Source organism: Pseudomonas sp. NCIMB 10586 (genome assembly GCF_023127895.1).
GTDB lineage: Bacteria > Pseudomonadota > Gammaproteobacteria > Pseudomonadales > Pseudomonadaceae > Aquipseudomonas > Aquipseudomonas synxantha_A.
This window is the reverse complement of record NZ_SPKQ01000037.1, coordinates 236882-258176: the sequence shown is the minus strand read 5'-3', so window position 1 is coordinate 258176 and position 21295 is coordinate 236882. Positions and strand designations below refer to the sequence as shown.

Annotated in this window: 18 protein-coding genes; 7 read left to right on the top strand and 11 right to left on the bottom strand. The window is 59.4% G+C overall.

The features are described 5' to 3' along the window. Positions 1 to 64: 64 nt before the first annotated feature. The 3 genes from hutU to hutC form a co-directional block, all read right to left on the bottom strand. Entirely contained in the window at positions 65 to 1735 is a 1671-nt protein-coding gene (hutU, locus tag E4P01_RS14415; RefSeq protein ID WP_032878345.1) for a urocanate hydratase, read from the bottom strand. Positions 1736 to 2141: 406 nt separating this feature from the next. Then, entirely contained in the window at positions 2142 to 2702 is a 561-nt protein-coding gene (locus tag E4P01_RS14410) for a HutD family protein (RefSeq protein ID WP_148853049.1), read from the bottom strand. Then, positions 2699 to 3478, bottom strand: a complete 780-nt coding sequence (hutC, locus tag E4P01_RS14405) for a histidine utilization repressor (RefSeq protein ID WP_177327403.1) — start codon at positions 3476 to 3478, stop codon at positions 2699 to 2701. The genes E4P01_RS14410 and hutC overlap by 4 nt, the downstream gene beginning before the upstream one ends. 78 nt (positions 3479 to 3556) lie before the next feature. Here hutC and E4P01_RS14400 point away from each other — a divergent pair, with 78 nt between their 5' ends. Next, positions 3557 to 4921, top strand: coding sequence for a formimidoylglutamate deiminase (locus E4P01_RS14400; RefSeq protein ID WP_032878347.1), 1365 nt, complete (start codon positions 3557 to 3559; stop codon positions 4919 to 4921). Positions 4922 to 5032: 111 nt separating this feature from the next. Here E4P01_RS14400 and E4P01_RS14395 read toward each other — a convergent pair whose 3' ends face one another. From E4P01_RS14395 to E4P01_RS14380, 4 genes are all read right to left on the bottom strand, one after another. Then, positions 5033 to 5602, bottom strand: a complete 570-nt coding sequence (locus E4P01_RS14395; protein WP_032878349.1) for a lipocalin family protein — start codon at positions 5600 to 5602, stop codon at positions 5033 to 5035. Positions 5603 to 5632: 30 nt separating this feature from the next. Then, positions 5633 to 5887 (bottom strand): hypothetical protein, encoded by a 255-nt coding sequence (locus E4P01_RS14390; RefSeq protein ID WP_005783949.1) that lies wholly within the window; start codon positions 5885 to 5887, stop codon positions 5633 to 5635. A 176-nt stretch (positions 5888 to 6063) separates the two neighbouring features. Continuing rightward, complete coding sequence (locus tag E4P01_RS14385; RefSeq protein WP_032878350.1) at positions 6064 to 7074, bottom strand: class 1 fructose-bisphosphatase; 1011 nt, start codon at positions 7072 to 7074, stop codon at positions 6064 to 6066. Positions 7075 to 7256: 182 nt separating this feature from the next. Continuing rightward, positions 7257 to 9707, bottom strand: coding sequence for a glycogen/starch/alpha-glucan phosphorylase (locus tag E4P01_RS14380; RefSeq protein ID WP_078820070.1), 2451 nt, complete (start codon positions 9705 to 9707; stop codon positions 7257 to 7259). 237 nt (positions 9708 to 9944) lie between these two features. On the opposite strand from E4P01_RS14380, the gene E4P01_RS14375 reads away from it, so the two are divergent. Then, positions 9945 to 10379 carry a YkgJ family cysteine cluster protein gene (locus tag E4P01_RS14375; protein ID WP_003187815.1) on the top strand — a complete coding sequence of 145 codons (435 nt, stop codon included), beginning with the start codon at positions 9945 to 9947 and terminating at the stop codon, positions 10377 to 10379. A 193-nt stretch (positions 10380 to 10572) separates the two neighbouring features. On the opposite strand, the gene typA is transcribed toward E4P01_RS14375, so the two are convergent. Next, positions 10573 to 12393 (bottom strand): translational GTPase TypA, encoded by a 1821-nt coding sequence (gene typA / locus E4P01_RS14370; RefSeq protein ID WP_005783945.1) that lies wholly within the window; start codon positions 12391 to 12393, stop codon positions 10573 to 10575. Positions 12394 to 12532: 139 nt separating this feature from the next. Next, positions 12533 to 13987 (bottom strand): tRNA uracil 4-sulfurtransferase ThiI, encoded by a 1455-nt coding sequence (gene thiI, locus E4P01_RS14365; protein WP_005783943.1) that lies wholly within the window; start codon positions 13985 to 13987, stop codon positions 12533 to 12535. Between the two features lie 334 nt (positions 13988 to 14321). On the opposite strand from thiI, the gene glnA reads away from it, so the two are divergent. From glnA to ntrC, 4 genes are all read left to right on the top strand, one after another. After that, positions 14322 to 15728, top strand: a complete 1407-nt coding sequence (gene glnA, locus E4P01_RS14360) for a type I glutamate--ammonia ligase (protein WP_005783941.1) — start codon at positions 14322 to 14324, stop codon at positions 15726 to 15728. 205 nt (positions 15729 to 15933) lie between these two features. Then, a complete protein-coding gene (locus E4P01_RS14355) occupies positions 15934 to 16470 on the top strand; it encodes a chorismate mutase (RefSeq protein WP_216090617.1) in 537 nt (178 codons plus the stop codon). A gap of 319 nt (positions 16471 to 16789) precedes the next feature. Continuing rightward, positions 16790 to 17875 (top strand): nitrogen regulation protein NR(II), encoded by a 1086-nt coding sequence (gene glnL, locus E4P01_RS14350; RefSeq protein WP_005783937.1) that lies wholly within the window; start codon positions 16790 to 16792, stop codon positions 17873 to 17875. Continuing rightward, on the top strand, positions 17872 to 19308 hold the full coding sequence (gene ntrC / locus E4P01_RS14345) for a nitrogen regulation protein NR(I) (protein ID WP_003187806.1): 1437 nt from the start codon (positions 17872 to 17874) through the stop codon (positions 19306 to 19308). The genes glnL and ntrC overlap by 4 nt, the downstream gene beginning before the upstream one ends. A gap of 449 nt (positions 19309 to 19757) precedes the next feature. Here the strand turns inward: ntrC and E4P01_RS14340 are convergent, their stop codons facing one another. Continuing rightward, on the bottom strand, positions 19758 to 20198 hold the full coding sequence (locus E4P01_RS14340; RefSeq protein ID WP_078820069.1) for a hypothetical protein: 441 nt from the start codon (positions 20196 to 20198) through the stop codon (positions 19758 to 19760). Here E4P01_RS14340 and E4P01_RS14335 point away from each other — a divergent pair. Then, positions 20197 to 20652 (top strand): tRNA (cytidine(34)-2'-O)-methyltransferase, encoded by a 456-nt coding sequence (locus tag E4P01_RS14335; RefSeq protein ID WP_248130077.1) that lies wholly within the window; start codon positions 20197 to 20199, stop codon positions 20650 to 20652. The genes E4P01_RS14340 and E4P01_RS14335 overlap by 2 nt on opposite strands. A gap of 127 nt (positions 20653 to 20779) precedes the next feature. Here the strand turns inward: E4P01_RS14335 and secB are convergent, their stop codons facing one another. Continuing rightward, entirely contained in the window at positions 20780 to 21259 is a 480-nt protein-coding gene (secB, locus tag E4P01_RS14330; protein WP_005783933.1) for a protein-export chaperone SecB, read from the bottom strand. Positions 21260 to 21295 lie beyond the last annotated feature (36 nt).

The window sequence follows — 21295 nt, the reverse complement described above, 5'->3', positions numbered from 1 at the left end:
GTATCAGCCAACAGATCAGATGACTGACCCGCCGCTATCGGGGGCAAGCCCCCTCCCACATGGGTCACTTGATCATCGGCAGGTTGAGGCCCTGCTCTTTGGCGCAATCGATAGCAATCTGATAACCGGCATCGGCATGACGCATCACCCCGGTCGCCGGGTCGTTATGCAGCACCCGCGCAATCCGCTCGGCCGCTTCATCGGTACCGTCGCAGACGATCACCATGCCTGAGTGCTGAGAGAAGCCCATGCCCACGCCACCACCGTGGTGCAGCGAGACCCAGGTCGCGCCGCTGGCGGTGTTGAGCAAGGCGTTGAGCAGTGGCCAGTCGGACACGGCATCGGAACCGTCCTGCATGGCCTCGGTTTCGCGGTTCGGGCTGGATACGGAACCGGAGTCCAGGTGGTCACGACCGATCACCACAGGGGCGGACAGCTCGCCGCTGCGTACCATTTCGTTGAAGGCCAGGCCGAGCTTGGCGCGCTGGCCCAGGCCGACCCAGCAGATACGTGCCGGCAGGCCCTGGAAGCTGATGCGCTCGCGGGCCATGTCCAGCCAGTTGTGCAGGTGGGCGTCGTCCGGGATCAACTCTTTGACTTTGGCGTCGGTCTTGTAGATGTCTTGCGGGTCGCCAGACAGCGCCGCCCAGCGGAACGGGCCAATGCCACGGCAGAACAGCGGGCGAATGTAGGCCGGTACGAAACCCGGGAAGTCGAAGGCATTTTCCACGCCCTCTTCCTGGGCCATCTGGCGGATGTTATTGCCGTAGTCGAAGGTTGGGATGCCTTGCTTCTGGAATTCCAGCATGGCCTTGACGTGCACGGCCATGGACTGCTTGGCGGCCTTGATCACGGCAGCCGGCTCGGTTTTGGCGCGGGCGCGGTATTCGTCCCAGGTCCAGCCGGCCGGCAGGTAGCCGTTGAGCGGGTCGTGGGCGCTGGTCTGGTCGGTGACCATGTCCGGGCGCACGCCACGCTTGACCAGCTCTGGCAGAATTTCGGCGGCGTTGCCCAGCAGGGCGATGGAAATGGCCTTGCCTTCCTTGGTGTACTTGGCGATGCGCGCCAGGGCGTCATCGAGGTCGGTGGCTTGTTCGTCGACATAGCGGCTGGCCAGGCGGAAGTCGATGCTGACCTGTTGGCACTCGATATTCAGCGAGCAGGCGCCGGCCAGGGTCGCGGCCAACGGTTGCGCGCCGCCCATGCCGCCGAGGCCAGCGGTGAGGACCCAACGGCCCTGAAGGTTTGAATCGTAGTGCTGACGGCCAGCTTCGACGAACGTTTCATAGGTGCCCTGGACGATGCCTTGGCTACCGATGTAGATCCAGCTGCCGGCGGTCATCTGGCCGTACATGGCCAGGCCCTTGGCATCCAGTTCGTTGAAGTGCTCCCAACTGGCCCAGTGTGGTACCAGGTTGGAGTTGGCGATCAGTACGCGCGGGGCGTTGCTATGGGTCTTGAACACGCCGACCGGCTTGCCGGACTGCACCAGCAGGGTTTCGTCATCGTTCAAATGGGTGAGGCTCTCGACAATCTGGTCGTAACATTCCCAGTTGCGCGCCGCACGGCCAATACCGCCGTAAACCACGAGTTCCTTGGGGTTCTCGGCCACTTGTGGGTCGAGGTTGTTCATCAACATGCGCAGCGGCGCTTCGGTCAGCCAGCTTTTGGCGGTGAGCTTGTTACCGCGGGCGGCGCGGATTTCGACGTCACGGTATTTTGTAGACTTGGTCACTGCTAGGACTCCTCGGCGATCGATGCGCGAACATGGATGGTGCGAAGGAAGCTCTTACGCACACATCTTTACTTGTATGTACAAGCATATGCAATCGAGCGGCCAACTTTAGCCGGGAGTGGTTGGGATTTTTTTGCACGGGGCGTGCGAGCCTTGTAAATCAAGGCTTCAACGCTTGATGAAATTTCTTACGGAGGTTTTTTGCAGCAAGGGAAATTTGTCACGGCAGCGAAGCTTTGCATCACGCTGGGGCATTCGGTAACAAATTGGTGCGCGGGCTGGAAACAGATTTTGTGAACAATGCAAAAACAAATGTGGGAGCTGGCTTGCCTGCGATAGCAGTGTGTCAGTCAGCACATCCTAGGCTGATACACCGCTATCGCAGGCAAGCCAGCTCCCACAGTTTTTAACCGAGTGCGGTCAATTCGATTACGCAGCTGCGGCCGCTGACCGAGATATCCAGCAAGCCAGTGTTACCGTCCACTTGCAGGCAATCGTGATGGCCGAGCTTCTCGCCCAACACCTTCACCTCATCCGCCACGCTGAACACCAACACCGTCTGCGCCGTGCTGAAAAACTGCTGCACACCGTCCACCCACTGCAACCGTGCATGGTAACGCTCGGGCGAGTAGATCAGGTTGAAGTCGCGGATCGGCCCAGTGATCAAGCGGCAGGAAACCTGGCTTTCACCCTGGAACGCGAACGGCTGCAACGGTAACAAGCCGCGCTGCTCCTCGCCGTCCACGGTCAACACCATGCCCGCGCCCTTGATCACCGTGATCACGCGCTGGTAACCGGCGAAGGTGGAAAAACCACCCGACTCGGCGATATCGGCAATCGACACACGCCAGCCAAATCCATCCAGGCCGATGCCGGCGTCGCGGCTGATTTCTTCGGTGCTGCCGCCACCGTTTTTCCACGGCATGCGCACGTAGTCGGCGGCGCGCCAGACCTTCACTGTACTCATTTGCTGAAACGTCCTTCCAGGCTGTGACGGGAACCGGGGTGGATCAATCGCGCAGCGGTTACCGGCTGGCGACCCGACCAGGTGCGACGGCGAATCAACAGGCACGGCTCGCTCGGCTCGATCTGCAACAGCTTGCACTCGGCTGCGTCGGCAAGGATCGCTTCGACCACATGCTCACCCTCGGTCAACGGCGCGACCTGGTTCAGATAGGCATAGGGGGTTTGCTGGGTGAAGTCCTGCTGCAAATATTGCGGCGCAACCAGGGCGTTGACGAAACGATCTTCGATTTGCACGGGAATATCGTTCTCGTAATGCACAATCAACGAGTGGAACACTCGCCCACCTTCACGCATTTCCAGGGCGACGGCGCGTTCGGAACCCGCGGCCTCTTCGCCCAGGGTGATGACCTGGCACGTGTGCCGATGCCCGCGGGAAGCGATTTCATCGGCAATGTTGTGCACTTCAAACAGCGCCGACTGGCTCTTCGGCTCGGCCACGAACGTACCCACGCCTTGCATGCGCACCAGCAGACCTTCGGCGGTAAGCTCACGCAGGGCGCGGTTAATGGTCATGCGGCTGAAACCCAGCTGGCTGACCAGTTCGCTTTCCGACGGCACGCGGTAATGGGGCGGCCAGTTGCCGTTGAGGATCTGCTGGCTGATCATCTGTTTGACGCGGGCATACAAGGGCGCCGGACTTTCGTCCATGTGGGCAGCCAGCGAAGACTTGGCAGGCGGAGTCGGCACGAGGAATCCTTGCAGGGGAAAAAGATGCATAGATTGCCGGAGTTTACCGAGCAGGCAAACGTCTGTATATGTATATACAAATAAACACACGACCGGGGTGCCTTGATCATGTCCGCTTTCTTTGCCGAACGCGCGCTGCTGCCTAATGGATGGGCCAACGATGTACGTCTTGAAGTCAGCGCCGATGGCCTGCTGACCCATGTTGAGCCCAATGCCAGTGCAGACGCTGCCGAACGGCTCAGGGGCCCAGTATTGGCGGGCATGCCAAACCTGCATTCCCATGCCTTCCAGCGCGCAATGGCAGGTCTGGCCGAAGTGGCCGGCAACCCCAATGACAGCTTCTGGACCTGGCGCGATTTGATGTACCGCATGGTCGGCAAGATCAACCCCGAGCAGTTACAGGTCATCGCCCGCCAGCTGTATATCGAAATGCTCAAGGCTGGGTACACCTCGGTGGCCGAGTTTCATTATGTGCATCACGATACCAACGGCCAGCCATATGCCGACCGTACGGAACTGTCACGCCAGATCAGCCTGGCAGCCGCCAGCAGCGGGATCGGCCTGACCTTGCTGCCGGTGCTCTATACCCACGCAGGTTTCGGTGGCCAGGCGCCGAATGAGGGGCAGCGCCGGTTTATCAATAGCACCGAGCACTACCTGGACCTGCAAGCGCGTTTGCAGCCGATCCTGGCGGCACAACCTGCGCAGCAACTGGGCCTGTGTTTCCACTCCCTGCGTGCGGTCACCCCCGAACAGATCCAGCAAGTGCTGGCGGCCAGTGACAAGACCTGCCCGGTGCATATCCATATCGCCGAGCAGCAAAAAGAAGTCGACGATTGCCTGGCCTGGAGCGGCAAGCGCCCGCTGCAATGGCTGTATGACAACGTTGAAGTGGACGAGCGCTGGTGCCTGGTGCACGCCACTCATGCCGATGCTGACGAAGTGACGCGCATGGCCAACAGCCGAGCGATTGCCGGTTTGTGCCTGACCACCGAAGCCAACCTGGGCGATGGGATTTTCCCGGCGGTGGATTTCCTTGCCCAGGGCGGACGCATGGGTATCGGCTCCGACAGCCATGTTTCACTGAGCGTGGTGGAGGAATTACGTTGGCTGGAATACGGCCAGCGTCTTCGCGATCAACGGCGTAATCGCCTGTATCGCAGTGATCAGCCAATGGTTGGCCGCACGCTGTTCGATGCTGCGCTGGATGGTGGCGCACAGGCGCTTGGCCAGCCGATCGGGCGGCTGGAAGTCGGCAAGCGGGCGGATTGGATTGTGCTGGACGGTAGCGACCCGTACCTGGCGACCGCCAGTGAGGATGGGATTCTCAATCGCTGGCTGTTTGCAGGTGGCGATCGCCAAGTGCGCGACGTGCTGGTCAATGGCAAGTGGGTGGTGCGGGATGGGCATCATGCCGGCGAAGAGGAAAGCAACCGGGCATTCACCCAGGTCTTGAAGGCTTTGTTGGGCTAACGGCCAACACCTAACAAATGTGGGAGGGGGCTTGCTCCCGATAGCGGTGTGTCAGTATCAGATGTACTGGCTGACACACTGCATCGGGAGCAAGCCCCCTCCCACATTTGATTACTGCGAACTCTTGGCCATTTGTTTATCTGAAGTACGCCAGATCAACCGCGTAGTGTCATACCCCTGCTGTCGCGCCCTGCTCAACAGGTCTTCACGCGTCTCGGCACTCACCGTCGGCGTGCGCGACAGGATCCACATATAGCGCCGGCTCGGGCTGCCGACGATGGCGGTCTTGTAGTCATCGCTGACATACAGCACCCAGTAATCGCCCTTGGCAACGCCCGGCAACAGTGACGTAAACCAGTTATTGAATTCCACCCAGAGCTTGTCGGTTTTGCCAGGCACCTGCGGCGTGGCCGTGCCTTTGGCTTCTTGCCACTTCCATTCAGGCGTCAGGCAGCGGTTGAACACCGACATGTCGCCATCCGGCAGCAAGGTGTAACGCGCCTCGGACTGCGCGCAGTTGCGCTGGAAGTACATCGGCAATCGGGCCAACTCATACCAGGTGCCCTGATAACGCTTGAGGTTGACGTTGGTTGCCGTCTTGGGTTGCAGATCATCGCCAGAATGGCTGGCGCAGCCCGCCAAAAACAGGCTGGCGCAAAGGAACAAAACAAAACGCATCATTCTTCTTCTCCCGCAGGCTCGCGCCCCGGTTTACTTCAGGCCTTGCCCGGAAAACATCAGAACTTTGTCACCGGCGTACTGCACGCTGATAAAGCTGTTTTTATCGCCCCAGGTGCAGCTGGACATGCCCAGCGCACCGGAACAATCGGTCGGCTTACCCAGCAACGACTCCACCTCGGCCTTGGCCATGCCAGCCGACAGTTTCTGGTAGTTTTCTTGAGTGACCTTGCTGCAAGCGGCTAACAGCACGCAAAAAGTCAGCAGGGCGAGACGGCGTAAAGACATGGAAAAGCTCCTGGAGAGACAAAGCAGCTGGGGTATCTGCCAGAAGCTTAGAAGGGAAAAGGGGTGTCTGGTTCCCGACGAGCGAAAACAAAAAAGCCCCGAAAACGCTGAAACGTTTCGGGGCTTCTTCAAGGGTGAACGGCCTCACAACACAGTGGATAACTTATCGCCGTGTATTACTTCTTGTGGTAGCTGGTCACACGCTCAACTTCTTCCTTGGAACCCAGGAACACCGCCACACGCTGGTGCAAACCTTCAGGCTGGATGTCGAGGATGCGCTGGTGGCCATCGGTGGACGCACCGCCTGCCTGCTCAACCAGGAACGACATCGGGTTGGCTTCGTACATCAGGCGCAGTTTGCCCGGCTTGGACGGCTCGCGGCTGTCGCGTGGGTACATGAACAGGCCACCACGGGTCAGGATGCGGTGCACATCGGCAACCATCGCAGCGACCCAGCGCATATTGAAGTTCTTCTTCAACGGGCCTTCTTCGCCTTCCATCAACTCGTTGACGTAGCGTTTCACCGGTTCTTCCCAGTGACGCTGGTTAGACATGTTGATGGCGAATTCCTGGGTAGAAGCAGGAATCGAAATGTCTTCGTGGGTCAGCACGAAGCTGCCCATTTCGCGGTCCAGGGTGAAGCCTTTGACGCCATCACCCAGGGTCAGCACCAGCATGGTCTGTGGACCGTAGATGGCATAACCGGCAGCGACCTGCTCGGTGCCCGGCTGCAGGAAGGCCTTTTCGTTCAGGGCTTCGTTCTGGCTCAGGTATTCATTCGGGCAACGCAGTACCGAGAAGATGGTGCCGACCGGTGCATTGATGTCGATGTTGGACGAACCGTCCAGTGGGTCGAATACCAGCAGGTAAGCGCCTTTCGGGTACTTGCCAGGGATCTGGTAGGCATTGTCCATTTCTTCGGACGCCATGCCGGCCAGGTGACCGCCCCATTCGTTGGCTTCGAGCAGGATTTCATTGGAGAGTACGTCGAGCTTCTTCTGCACTTCACCTTGGACGTTTTCAGTGCCCATGCTGCCCAGGACGCCGCCCAGTGCGCCTTTGGAAACGGCGTGGCTGATTTCCTTGCAAGCACGCGCCACCACTTCGATAAGGAAGCGCAGATCGGCAGGCGTGTTGTTGCTGCGGGTCTGCTCGATCAAATAGCGACTCAGGGTAACGCGGGACATGGAAGGCTCCGGAGAATGGGGGGCTGAAAACCCGCGCAGTTTAACGCGAGTCGAGGGTTATTTCCTCTAATCAGAGGATTTAACGCCAATAGAGTTCACGACCTGGCGCCACGACCCTCTCCAACATCGCAGAACCCATGTGGGAAGGGGCTTGCCCCTCCCACATTTTTTAACCGCAGTGGTCAGTCGAGGGCTTTCCAGATCTCGGTGGCGTACTCGCGAATGGTCCGGTCCGAGCTGAACCAGCCCATGCGCGCGGTATTGAGCACCGCCGAACGCCACCATTCCTTGGAATCGTGCCAGTGGGCTTCGACCCGCGCCTGGGCGTCCCAGTAGGAATCAAAGTCGGCACACACCAGGAAACGGTCGTAGTCGATCAGCCCATCGATCAGGCCCACATAGCGCCCCGGATCATCCGGCGAGAACACCCCGCCACGGATCGCTTGCAACACGTCGTTCAAGCGATGGGACGCGGCGATGTCCGGCCCGGCGTTGAACTCACCGGCGTGCTTGCGGGCTTCCACCTGCTGGGCACTGAGGCCGAAGATAAACATGTGCTCGGCGCCGACCCGCTCGTGCATCTCCACGTTGGCGCCGTCCATGGTGCCGATGGTCAGCGCGCCGTTGAGGCCGAACTTCATGTTGCTGGTACCCGAGGCTTCAAAGCCGGCAGTGGAAATCTGCTCCGACAAGTCCGCCGCCGGAATAATGCTCTCCGCCAGGCTGACGTTGTAGTTGGGCAGGAACACCACTTTGAGCAGACCGCGCACGGTCGGGTCGTTGTTGACGGTGCGGGCGATGTCGTTGGTCAACTTGATGATCAGCTTGGCCTGGTGGTAGCTGGCTGCAGCCTTGCCGGCGAAGATTTTCACCCGTGGCACCCAGTCGGTGCCCGGCTCGGCGCGGATCGCCTGGTACAGCGCCACGGTGTGCAGCAGGTTGAGCAGTTGGCGCTTGTACTCATGAATGCGCTTGACCTGCACATCGAACATCGCCGCCGGGTTGATCGCGATACCCAGGCGCTCATGGATGATCTGGGCCAGTGCACGCTTGCTGTGCAGGCGCTGTTCAGCGAAGGACTTGCGGAAAGCCTGCTTCTCGGCGAACGGCTCCAATTCGATCAAGCGCTGCTCGGGCTGGTCGAGAATATCCGGCCCCAGGGCTTCCACCAGCATATCGGTCAGCTTGGGGTTGGCCTGGTACAACCAGCGGCGGAAGGTGATGCCGTTGGTTTTATTGTTGATGCGCTCGGGATACAGCTTGTGCAGCTCGGAGAACACCGTGCTGCGCATCAACTGGGTATGCAGGCCCGATACGCCGTTGACGCTATGGGAGCCGAGGAACGCCAGGTTGCCCATGCGCACGCGGCGGCCGTTGTCCTCTTCGATCAGCGAGACGGCGCGCAGTACGTCGAAGTCATGGATGCCCTTGGCGCGCAGCGAGTCGATGTGTTGGGCGTTGATCAGGTAGATGATCTGCATGTGCCGGGGCAACATGCGCTCCATCAGACCTACGGGCCAGGTTTCCAGCGCTTCGGGCAGCAAGGTGTGGTTGGTGTACGACAGGGTTTCGACGGTGACATCCCACGCGGCTTCCCACGGCACGTCATGCAGGTCGACCAGTTGGCGCATCAGCTCGGCCACGGCGATGGACGGATGGGTGTCGTTGAGCTGGATCGCGGCATGTTCGCCCAGGCTCAGCACCGAACCGTGCATGTTCTTGTGGCGGCGCAGCAAATCCTGCAAGGACGCCGAAACGAAGAAGTACTCCTGGCGCAGGCGCAGTTCCTGCCCCGCTTCAGTGCTGTCGGCCGGGTAAAGCACGCGAGAGATGCTTTCGGCACGGGCCACCTCGGCGACGGCGCCCAAGTGGTCACCGGCATTGAAGCGCTCCAGGTGCAAGTCTTCCACAGCCCGTGCACGCCAAAGGCGCAGGGTGTTGACGCTGGCGCCACGCCAGCCGACTACCGGGGTGTCATAGGCAACAGCCCTGACAGTTTCGTTGGGCGACCACACCTGGATCATCTTGCCGGAGGCGTCCGCCAGGGTTTCGACGCTGCCGCCAAAGCCGATCGGGTAAATCACTTCGGCGCGTTCGAACTCCCAAGGGTTACCAAAATCCAGCCAGCGTTCGGTCTGCTCCTGCTGCCAGCCATCAACGATGGCCTGGCGGAACAAGCCGTGCTCATAGCGAATGCCATAGCCATGGCCGGCAATCCCCAAGGTCGACATGCTTTCCATAAAGCACGCCGCCAGACGGCCCAGGCCACCATTGCCGAGCGCCGCGTCGGGCTCCAGCAGGCGGATGCGCTCCAGATCGACGCCCAACTCCGACAGCGCTTCACGGGCGATCTCCAACACGCCCAGATTGCTCAGGCTGTCGTACAAAAGACGGCCAATGAGAAATTCCAGCGAGAGGTAATAAACGCGCTTCTGGCCTTTGCGATAAATACGCCGCGTGTGGTCCATCCAGTGATCGACCATCTGGTCGCGGGCGGCCAGGGCAATGGCTTCGAACCAGTCATGGTCAAAGGCGTGATCCGGGTCTTTGCCCACCGCGTAGGTGAGTTTGGTCAAGACAGCATCGCGGAATGCGGCTACCTCTGCTTCTCGTGCAAGCGGTTCCTGAGACATCGGTGCGACCTCGGGCGAGATTGAAGGAGTTGCTAGAGCCTAGTCGGTCTGACAGACGGTAGACGTGCTGGTTCGGCAGTTTTTTAACTCATTCACCATTGGCTGAATTTGATGCAGGGGTCGTGCCCGATCAGGCCGCGGCGAAGCCTTTGAGCTGAAACCTGCAAAATATTGTTCAAAAAACCACCAATCCCGGTATGATCCCGCGCCCGTATACCGCCCCACCCTGGAACCCTGATGAAGCCTCAACTGATCGCCGCCGCGGAACTCGACCGTCTCGAAACGTGGCAGAAATATTCCGCCCACATGTGCGGCGGCTGCGTGTCCAGCTGTTGCACCCTGCCGGTTGAGGTGAAGATCAAGGACCTGATCCGCATTGGCATCGTCGACGAGTTCGAGCGCGGCGACCCGCCGAAGAACATCGCCAAGCGTTTGCAGAAAGAAGGCATCGTCGAGCGCTACAACAACAAATCCGAGATTTTTACCCTGCAGCGCATGAGCAACAACGACTGCCTGTACCTGGATCGTAAGACGCGCTTCTGCACTATTTATGACAAGCGCCCGGATACTTGCCGCAACCACCCGAAAATCGGGCCGCGGCCGGGGTATTGCGCTTACAAGCCCAAGGAAGTGGTACGCGAGACCAACTTCAAGACTCTCGATAAATTCTGACTCGGGTTTTGTAGTGTTCTGAAGGGCCTCATCGGGGGCAAGCCCCCTCCCACATTTTGATTTGGGAACACATTCAAATGTGGGAGCTGGCTTGCCTGCGATGGGGCCAGTAAAGACGACACACAAACTGCGGGCACAAAAAAACGCCCCCGGCCTTTCGACCGGGGGCGTTTTTCATTCAGCCTGAGTTAACTCAGTTCTTGGCTTTCTTGGCAGCGCGGGTACGCTCGCCTTCGTCCAGGATCTTCTTACGCAGGCGGATCGACTTAGGCGTGACTTCGCACAGCTCGTCGTCCTGGATGAATTCCAGGGCCTGTTCCAGGGTGAAGCGAACAGGTGGAACCAGAGCGATGGTTTCGTCTTTGCCCGAAGCACGCATGTTGTCGAGCTTCTTGCCTTTGGTTGGGTTGACGCCCATGTCGTTGTCACGGCTGTTCAGACCAACGATCTGGCCGTTGTAGATCTCTTGACCGTGTTCAACGAACAGCTTGCCACGCGCCTGGAGGGTTTCCAGGGAGTAGGTCAGCGCCTTGCCGGTTTCTACCGATACCAGAACACCGTTCTGACGGCCGGACATGTCGCCGGACTTCATGGTGTCGTAGCGATCGAAGATCGAGGTCAGGATGCCAGCACCGTTGGTCAGGGTCAGGAACTGGTTACGGAAACCGATCAGACCGCGAGCAGGGATGTTGTATTCCAGACGTACACGGCCTTTGCCATCCGGCACCATGTTGGTCAGGTCGCCCTTACGCAGGCCCATCTCTTCCATGACCTTGCCCTGGGATTCTTCAGGGGTGTCGATGGTGACGTTTTCGAACGGTTCCTGCTTCACGCCGTCAACAGTACGGATGATCACTTCCGGACGACCAACACCCATTTCGAAACCTTCGCGACGCATGGTTTCGATCAGTACCGAGAGGTGCAGCTCACCACGGCCGGAGACCTTGAACTTGTCAGCCGAGTCGCCTTCTTCAACGCGCAGAGCAACGTTGTACAGCAGCTCCTTGTCCAGACGCTCCTTGATGTTACGGGAGGTCACGAACTTGCCTTCTTTACCGCAGAACGGCGAGTCGTTTACCTGGAAGGTCATGGAAACGGTTGGCTCGTCAACGGTCAGAGGCTTCATCGCCTCAACGTTGTCCGGCTGGCACAGGGTGTCGGAGATGAACAGCGAGTCCATGCCGCTTACGCATACGATGTCGCCAGCGAAAGCTTCTTCAACGTCGATACGGTGCAGACCGTGGTGACCCATCAGCTTCAGGATACGACCGTTACGCTTCTTGCCGTCGGCGCCGATAGCCACAACCGGGGTGTTCGGCTTGACGCTACCACGAGCGATACGGCCAACGCCGATAACACCCAGGAAGCTGTTGTAGTCCAGTGCCGAGATTTGCATCTGGAACGGGCCGTCACGGTCAACTTTCGGCGCGGGTACGTTGTCGACGATCGACTGGTACAGCGGGGTCATGTCTTCAGCCATGTCGGTGTGGTCAAGACCAGCAATACCGTTCAGGGCCGAGGCGTAGATGACCTGGAAGTCCAGCTGTTCTTCGGTGGCACCCAGGTTGTCGAACAGGTCGAAGATCTGGTCCAGAACCCAGTCCGGACGCGCGCCTGGACGGTCAACCTTGTTGATGCACACGATCGGACGCAGGCCGGCTTCGAAGGCCTTCTTGGTCACGAAACGGGTTTGCGGCATAGGGCCGTCTTGAGCGTCAACCAGCAGCAGAACGGAGTCAACCATCGACATTACGCGTTCTACTTCGCCGCCGAAGTCGGCGTGGCCCGGGGTGTCCACGATGTTGATGTGGTAGCCGTTCCAGTTGATGGCGGTGTTTTTTGCCAGGATGGTAATACCGCGCTCTTTTTCCTGGTCGTTGGAGTCCATCACGCGCTCGTCGTTGAGCTCGTTGCGCTCCAGGGTGCCGGATTGACGCAGGAGTTTGTCTACCAGGGTGGTTTTACCATGGTCAACGTGAGCAATGATGGCGATGTTACGTAGATTTTCGATCACTTGTGTATCTCGATCAGAGGATTCGGTGTGCTGACAGGTCGTGGCAGCGATTAACAGTAGAGTCAGGCCTTGCCGTTACAGCTTGACGGCAGAGTCGGGGGGCCGGTGACGCAGGCCACAGGCAAACAGCCCCGGGCTCTTAGCTCGGTCGATAAACGCGCACATTGGCATGCCCCTCACTGAGCAAATGGTGGGCATGCAGGCGACTCATCACGCCTTTGTCGCAATACAACAGGTACTGACGGCTGTTATCCAGTTCCTTGAAACGCGCGTTCAGTGCGTAGAACGGCAGCGTTTGCACGTCGATGCCGGCGATTTCCAGCGGCTCATCCTCAGCGGCATCCGGGTGACGGATGTCGATGACGATCTGGCCGGCCAGGGCTTCGCTGACTTCTTCGATTTTTACATCCTGGCCCAACTCGTCGATCACCCGATCGATTGGGACCAGCTTGGCGTTCTCGAGCGCACGCTCCAGAATCGCCATGTCGAATTCTTTCTCTTCATGCTCCACGCGGTGACGCTTGGCGTGGGTCTTGGGGTTCACCGAGATGACCCCACAGTACTCGGGCATGTGCTTGGCAAAGTCGGCGGTGCCGATTTGCTCTGCCAGGTCGATGATGTCCTGCTTGTGGCTGGCGATCAGCGGGCGCAACACCAGCTTCTCGGTGACGCAGTCGATGATCGACAGGTTTGGCAGCGTCTGGCTGGACACCTGGGAAATCGCCTCGCCGGTCACCAGCGCGTCGATCTGCAATTGATCGGCGATTCGGGACGCGGCGCGCAACATCATACGCTTCAATACCACGCCCATATGACTGTTATCGACTTTGCCGAGAATTTCGCCCAGCACTTCCTCGAACGGCACGCTTACAAATAGCACGCGCTGGGAGCTGCCGTACTTCTTCCAGATAAAGTGCGCAACTTCCATCACGCCCAATTCATGGGCACGCCCGCCCAAGTTAAAGAAGCAGAAGTGGCTCATCAGGCCGCGACGCATGATCTGGTAGGCCGCCACCGTGGAATCGAAACCGCCGGACATCAATACCAGGGTCTGTTCCAGGGCGCCCAGCGGGTAGCCGCCGATGCTGTTGTGCTGGCTGTGGATCACAAACAACCGTTGGTCGCGAATTTCCATGCGCACTTCAATTTGCGGCGCTTTAAGGGAAATTCCAGCGGCGCCGCACTCGCGACGCAGCTTGCTGCCGACGTATTTCTCGACATCCATGGAGCTGAAGGTGTGCTTGCCGGCACGCTTGCAGCGCACCGAAAAAATCTTCCCTTCAAGTGCACTGCCGTAGTGCTGCTTGCACTTTTCGGTGATGTCGTCGAAGTCGCCCAGCGGGTACTCATCCACCTGCAGGAAATGCGCGATGCCCGGCATGCAGCTCAGGCGCTCGGTCATGTCCTTCAAGGCTTTGGCGTCAGTAATGCGGGTTTCCAGCTCGAGGTTGTCCCACACACCGTTCACCACCACAGCCGGGTCCAGGTCACGGAGCACGGCACGGATGTTCTTGGCCAACTGACGGATGAAACGCGTCCGTACCGGTCGGCTTTTGATGGTGATCTCGGGGAAGACTTTAACGATTAATTTCATGGAAACAGCGCGCGCCGGGCCTGCTGAAAAAGGGGGGCGCGGATTATAGCGGAAATCGCTCAAGGTTTAACCAGTTAATATGCATCGAACGTGCAACGCACCAAAACGGGTCATTTACACAAATAAACGCTACATTGCAGTGCGCTATTTCTCGCACTTTGGCCTATTGCACCGCTATAGGGGCCATTTTGAGGCAAAAAGACCATGTTGGCGCACTGGCATGTAATTTGCTCTCTTGTGAGGCAGGTTGCCTTGGCGGAGTATCCGCGCCGGCATCACCCACATTTTAAGGGCTAACTCCACTACCCAAGCCCGAAGCCACCCGGAGGACACCATGTCGAAGTCGGTTCAACTCATCAAAGATCATGACGTTAAATGGATTGATCTGCGCTTCACGGACACAAAAGGCACTCAGCACCACGTGACCATGCCGGCTCGCGACGCGCTGGATGATGCTTTCTTCGAAGAAGGCAAAATGTTCGACGGTTCCTCCATCGCCGGCTGGAAAGGCATTGAAGCTTCCGACATGATCCTGATGCCGGACGACAGCACTGCCGTGCTGGACCCGTTCACCGAAGAGCCGACCCTGATCCTGGTCTGCGACGTGATCGAGCCGTCGACCATGCAAGGCTACGACCGCGACCCACGTGCGATCGCCAAGCGTGCCGAGGAATACCTGAAGTCCACCGGTATTGGTGACACTGTATTCGTGGGCCCGGAGCCAGAGTTCTTCATCTTCGACCAGGTGAAGTTCAAGTCCGACATCTCCGGCTCCATGTTCAAGATCTACTCCGAACAAGGTTCGTGGATGTCCGACCAGGACGTGGAAGGCGGCAACCATGGCCACCGTCCAGGCATCAAAGGCGGCTACTTCCCGGTTCCACCGTTCGACCACGACCACGAAATCCGTACCTCCATGTGCAACGCCATGGAAGACATGGGCCTGGTCATCGAAGTGCATCACCACGAAGTGGCGACTGCCGGCCAGAACGAAATCGGTGTGAAGTTCAACACCCTGGTGGCCAAGGCTGACGAAGTTCAGACCCTGAAGTACTGCGTACACAACACTGCCGTCGCTTACGGCCGTACCGCTACCTTCATGCCCAAGCCTCTGTACGGCGATAACGGTTCGGGCATGCACGTTCACCTGTCCATCGCCAAAGAAGGCAAGAACACCTTCGCAGGTGAAGGTTATGCCGGCCTGTCCGACACCGCCCTGTACTTCATCGGCGGCATCATCAAGCACGGTAAGGCCCTGAACGGCTTCACCAACCCGTCGACCAACTCCTACAAGCGTCTGGTCCCAGGTTTCGAAGCTCCGGTAATGCTGGCCTACTCGGCGCGTAACCGCTCTGCCTCGATCCGTATTCCTTACGTGTCCAGCCCGCGCGCTCGCCGTATCGAAGCTCGCTTCCCGGACCCGGCTGCCAACCCATACCTGGCCTTCGCTGCACTGGTCATGGCCGGCCTGGACGGTATCCAGAACAAGATCCACCCTGGCGACGCCGCCGACAAGAACTTGTACGACCTGCCGCCTGAAGAGGCCAAAGAGATCCCACAAGTGTGCGGCAGCCTGAAAGAAGCCCTGGAAGAGCTGGACAAGGGCCGTGCGTTCCTGACCAAAGGCGGCGTGTTCAGCGACGACTTCATCGACGCTTACATCGCCCTGAAAAGCGAAGAAGAAATCAAGGTGCGCACCTTCGTACACCCACTGGAATACGAGCTGTACTACAGCTGCTGATCCGGTAGCGTTGCTAAGGTAGCGTGATGAAAAAGACCTCCTTCGGGAGGTCTTTTTTTTGCCTGGGCGTTATGCAGCTTCAAATCTGCAAACCCAATCAAAAAGGTGGGAGGGGGCTTGCTCCCGATGGCAGAGTGTCAGGCAATATGTGTGTTACTGACACACCGCCATCGGGAGCAAGCCCCCTCCCACAAGGAGATCTGCGTTGAAACATAAATTCGTGTTCGCCCTGCTGTTCGTCAGCGCCGGTGTTTACGCCGCCCCACCTACCTTGGAGCCACTGCTCAACAGCATCGCCGAACGCCTGGAGATTGCCGATCAGGTGGCCTTGAGCAAATGGGACAGCCACAAACCCGTCGAAGACAAAAACCGCGAGCAGGAAGTGATCGCCAGCGTCGTCGCCCAAGCCCCGAGCTACAAGCTTGACCCCGCCGCCGCCGAGCAGTTTTTCTCGGCACAGATCGAAGCCAACAAACTGGTGCAATACACCCACCTGTCCGACTGGCAGTTCCAGGGCAAGGCCCCCGACGATCCGCGCCCGGATTTGGTCAAGCAGATCCGCCCGCAACTGGACGAGTTGCAAAAACGCTTGCTGCAACAGTTGGCCGACTTCACCCCGCAACGCACCGACCCGCAATGCCCGCAATGGCTGGCCGAGGCGGTGCATGAGCCTTTGAACGATCCGCTGCGCCAACTGGCAATGATCCGCGCCACCGCCGAACTCTGCATCTACAAAGGTTAATGACTGCAAACCCGGTAAAAATGTGGGAGCGAGCCCCTCCCACATTTGGACTGTATCCATTCAGGGCCATCTCTGGCAGCTTCCTGAACAACCTTCACAAAACCGCACTATATTGGTGCGATAGGTTGCACCCTTACTCCAGCCACAGCCCATTTTGGTTCGAATCTTCCCGACAAAGCTGGCAGAACGCCACAGTTTCGCGCCACAAACCCCTATTTCAGGGCTTTAACGCTTCTTTTCGGAGCCTTGGTTTGGTTTTTGCATTTTCCTTGTATCAGCGTGTGCCTCAAGCCTGCGCCTTGCTCCAAAAGAGGTCCCGATGACCATCAGCGATGCACTGCACCGTTTGTTACTCGACAACCTGACCACCGCGACCATCCTGCTCAATGCCGACCTGCGCCTTGAGTACATGAACCCGGCGGCGGAGATGCTCCTGGCCATCAGCGGCCAGCGCAGCCATGGGCAGTTCATCAGCGAGCTGTTCACCGAGTCGGCCGAAGCCTTGAGCTCGTTGCGCCAGGCCGTGGAGCAGGCACATCCGTTCACCAAGCGCGAAGCGATGCTCACCGCCCTCACCGGCCAGACCCTGACGGTCGATTACGCCGTAACCCCCATTCTGAGCAATGGCGCCACGCTGCTATTGCTCGAAGTACACCCCCGCGACCGCCTGCTGCGCATCACCAAGGAAGAGGCGCAGCTGTCCAAGCAGGAAACCAGCAAGATGCTGGTGCGCGGCCTGGCTCACGAGATCAAGAACCCGCTCGGCGGGATTCGCGGCGCCGCGCAGCTGCTGGCCCGCGAGCTGCCCGAGGAGCATCTCAAGGACTACACCAACGTCATCATCGAAGAAGCCGACCGCCTGCGTAACCTGGTGGACCGGATGCTCGGCTCCAACAAGTTGCCGTCATTGGCGATGACCAACGTGCATGAGGTGCTGGAGCGCGTCTGCCAACTGGTCGAGGCCGAAAGCCAGGGCTGTATCACCCTGGTACGCGACTATGACCCAAGCATTCCCGATGTATTGATCGACCGCGAGCAGATGATCCAGGCGGTGCTCAATATCGTGCGCAACGCCATGCAGGCCATCAGCAGCCAAAACGAGCTGCGCCTGGGCCGCATCAGTTTGCGCACCCGCGCCCTGCGCCAGTTCACCATCGGCCATGTGCGCCATCGCCTGGTGACCAAGGTCGAGATCATCGACAACGGCCCCGGCATTCCCGCCGAACTGCAGGAAACCATCTTCTTCCCCATGGTCAGTGGCCGCCCGGACGGTACCGGGCTGGGCCTGGCCATTACCCAGAACATCATCAGCCAGCACCAGGGCCTGATCGAATGTGAGAGCCATCCCGGCCACACCACGTTCTCGATCTTCCTGCCATTGGAACAAGGAGCCCCCACGACATGAGCCGTAGTGAAACTGTCTGGATCGTCGATGACGACCGTTCTATCCGTTGGGTCCTGGAAAAAGCCTTGCAACAGGAAGGCATGACCACCCAGAGCTTCGACAGCGCCGACGGAGTGATGAGCCGCCTGGCACGCCAGCAGCCGGACGTGATCATCTCCGACATTCGTATGCCCGGCGCAAGCGGCCTGGACTTGCTGGCGCGCATCCGCGAGCAGCACCCGCGCTTGCCGGTGATCATCATGACTGCGCACTCGGACCTGGACAGCGCTGTCGCGTCCTACCAGGGCGGCGCCTTTGAATACCTGCCCAAGCCATTCGACGTGGATGAGGCGGTGGCGCTGGTCAAGCGCGCCAACCAGCACGCCCAGGAACAACAGAACCAGGAAGCCCCGCCAACCCTGACCCGCACCCCGGAAATCATCGGTGAAGCGCCAGCGATGCAGGAAGTGTTTCGCGCCATCGGGCGCTTGAGCCACTCCAACATCACTGTGCTGATCAATGGCGAGTCGGGCACCGGTAAAGAGCTGGTGGCCCATGCCCTGCACCGTCACAGCCCGCGTGCGGCCTCGCCGTTTATCGCGCTGAACATGGCGGCGATCCCCAAGGACCTGATGGAGTCCGAGCTGTTCGGCCATGAGAAAGGCGCGTTTACCGGCGCGGCCAACCTGCGGCGCGGGCGCTTTGAACAGGCCGACGGCGGCACGCTGTTTCTCGATGAGATCGGCGACATGCCGGCCGATACCCAGACCCGCTTGCTACGGGTGTTGGCAGACGGTGAGTTCTATCGTGTCGGCGGGCACACACCGGTCAAGGTTGATGTGCGCATCATTGCGGCCACCCACCAGAACCTCGAAACCCTGGTACACGCGGGCAAGTTCCGTGAGGACTTGTTCCACCGCCTCAATGTGATCCGCATCCATATCCCGCGCATGTCGGACCGCCGCGAAGACATCCCCACCCTCGCCCGCCACTTCCTCAGCCGCGCCGCCTTGGAGCTGGCGGTGGAGCCCAAGCTGCTCAAAAGCGAGACCGAGGAATACCTCAAGAACCTGCCGTGGCCCGGCAACGTGCGCCAGCTGGAGAACACGTGCCGCTGGATCACCGTAATGGCCTCCGGGCGTGAAGTGCATATCAGCGACCTGCCGCCTGAGCTGCTGAGCCTGCCGCAGGATTCGGCACCGGTAACCAACTGGGAACAAGCGCTGCGTCAATGGGCCGACCAGGCACTGGCGCGCGGCCAGTCGAACCTGCTGGACAGCGCCGTGCCGGCATTCGAGCGGATCATGATCGAGACCGCGTTGAAGCATACCGCCGGCCGTCGTCGCGATGCGGCCGTGCTACTGGGTTGGGGGCGCAATACCCTGACGCGCAAGATCAAGGAATTGGGGATGAAGGTAGATGGTGGGGATGATGATGAGGGTGATGAGGCCTGATCACACCTCCCAGTTCCACTGAAAGTCTAATGTGGGAGGGGGCTTGCTCCCGATAGCAGTAGTTCAGTCACCACATCTGTGTCTGACCCACCGCTATCGGGAGCAAGCCCCCTCCCACATTTGGATCTCTGCAATTCCACGACTGTGCACCGCTTCAATGCACCATGAACCGGCATCGGGCACGGGCTGGATACGTGGAAGACCGTTATCGCGGGACAACTCTCGCAAGCTGAAACCACCAAAGCCCCGTATTCCGGGGCTTTGCGCTTTTTGGAAAAATTTTATGGGTGAAATTGCAAACTCTGGCACGCGCCCTGCAATAACCCTCGTACAACCCAGTTTCGGGGACCTTGGTACAGGCAGGCCGAGAATCCCCTCTTTAACACCGAAGCCTTAGGCTTCACCCCGTTTTGGGAGCCCTGGTACAGGCAGGCCGGGAACTCCCTCTTTTATTGCTCCTGGAGATGGACCTCCAGCCGCCAGCGGTCATCGACCTGCTCGCCTTTCCACTCCCCACGCAACGGTCGCGCCGCCACCAGGTTCAGCAGCAAACCACCATCGGTCTTGCGCACACGCCAGTTCACGTCCTTGTCATTGACCTTCAGTTGCCCGCTGGCCGCCTTGCCCTGGGCGTCAAACAGCAGCGCCACGGTGCCGTCGATATGCTCACCGTGCAGCTTGGGCTCACGGTTGAACCACACCGCTACACCGTCGACAGCAGGCACCACCTCCAGTAACTGGACTGGGTCTGGCGTGGTCAGGCGACCGATCATCAAACCCACCATCAAGCCGACAATCGCCAACGAGCCCAAAACCCTCGGCAATAGCTTCGGCCTCGGGTCTTCTTCAGGGGTAGAATGCAGCGCATCTTTGCCTTCGGAGCCGTGCATGTTTCACGTCATCCTTTTTCAACCAGAAATTCCGCCGAATACCGGCAACGTTATCAGGCTGTGCGCCAACAGTGGCTGCCACCTGCATTTGATCGAGCCGCTGGGCTTCGACATGGACGACAAGCGCCTGCGCCGCGCTGGGCTGGACTACTACGAGTACGCCACCCTCAAGCGCCATGCAGACCTGGCCAGTTGCCTGGAAAGCCTGGGCCATCCGCGCCTGTTCGCATTCACCACCAAGGGTTCGCGACCATTTCACGATGCCAGCTTTGCCGAGGGCGATGCCTTCCTGTTCGGCCCGGAAAGCCGTGGCCTGCCGGCCGAGGTGCTCGACGCCCTGCCCGATGGCCATCGCCTGCGTTTGCCGATGCGTGAGGGCTGCCGCAGCCTGAACCTGTCCAACACCGTAGCCGTCGCCGTCTATGAAGGCTGGCGCCAGCTTGGCTTTAAATAACACCGCATAACAAATGTGGGAGGGGGCTTGCTCCCGATGGCGGAGTGTCAGTCGACATCTAAGTGACTGTTCCACCGCTATCGGGAGCAAGCCCCCTCCCACATTGAGTGCTGCGTCGGGTTCGAGATTACTGAACCGTCGGCGCGCCTTCCTGTTGCATGCGCTGCAGCTCTTGGGCGTACAGGGCATCGAAGTTCACCGGAGCCAGCATCAGTGCCGGGAACGAGCCACGGGTGACCAGGCTGTCCAGGGTCTCACGGGCGTACGGGAACAGGATGTTCGGGCAGAACGCGCCCAGGGTGTGGCTCATGGACGCTTCGTCCAGGCCCTGGATCAGGAAGATACCGGCCTGTTGCACTTCAGCGATGAAGGCCACTTCTTCGCCGTTCTTGACGGTGACCGACAGAGTCAGCACCACTTCGTGGAAGTCGCCTTCCAGGGCTTTCTGACGGGTGTTCAAGTCCAAGGCAACGCTTGGGGTCCATTCCTGACGGAAGATCGCCGGGCTTTTCGGCGCCTCGAACGACAGGTCGCGCACGTAGATGCGCTGCAGCGAAAATTGTGGGCCTTGGTCTTGCGCTGCTTCGGTGTTCTGTTGATCAGTCATCGCAGATCCTTCTTTATCTTGGGGTTCTTAAGGGGT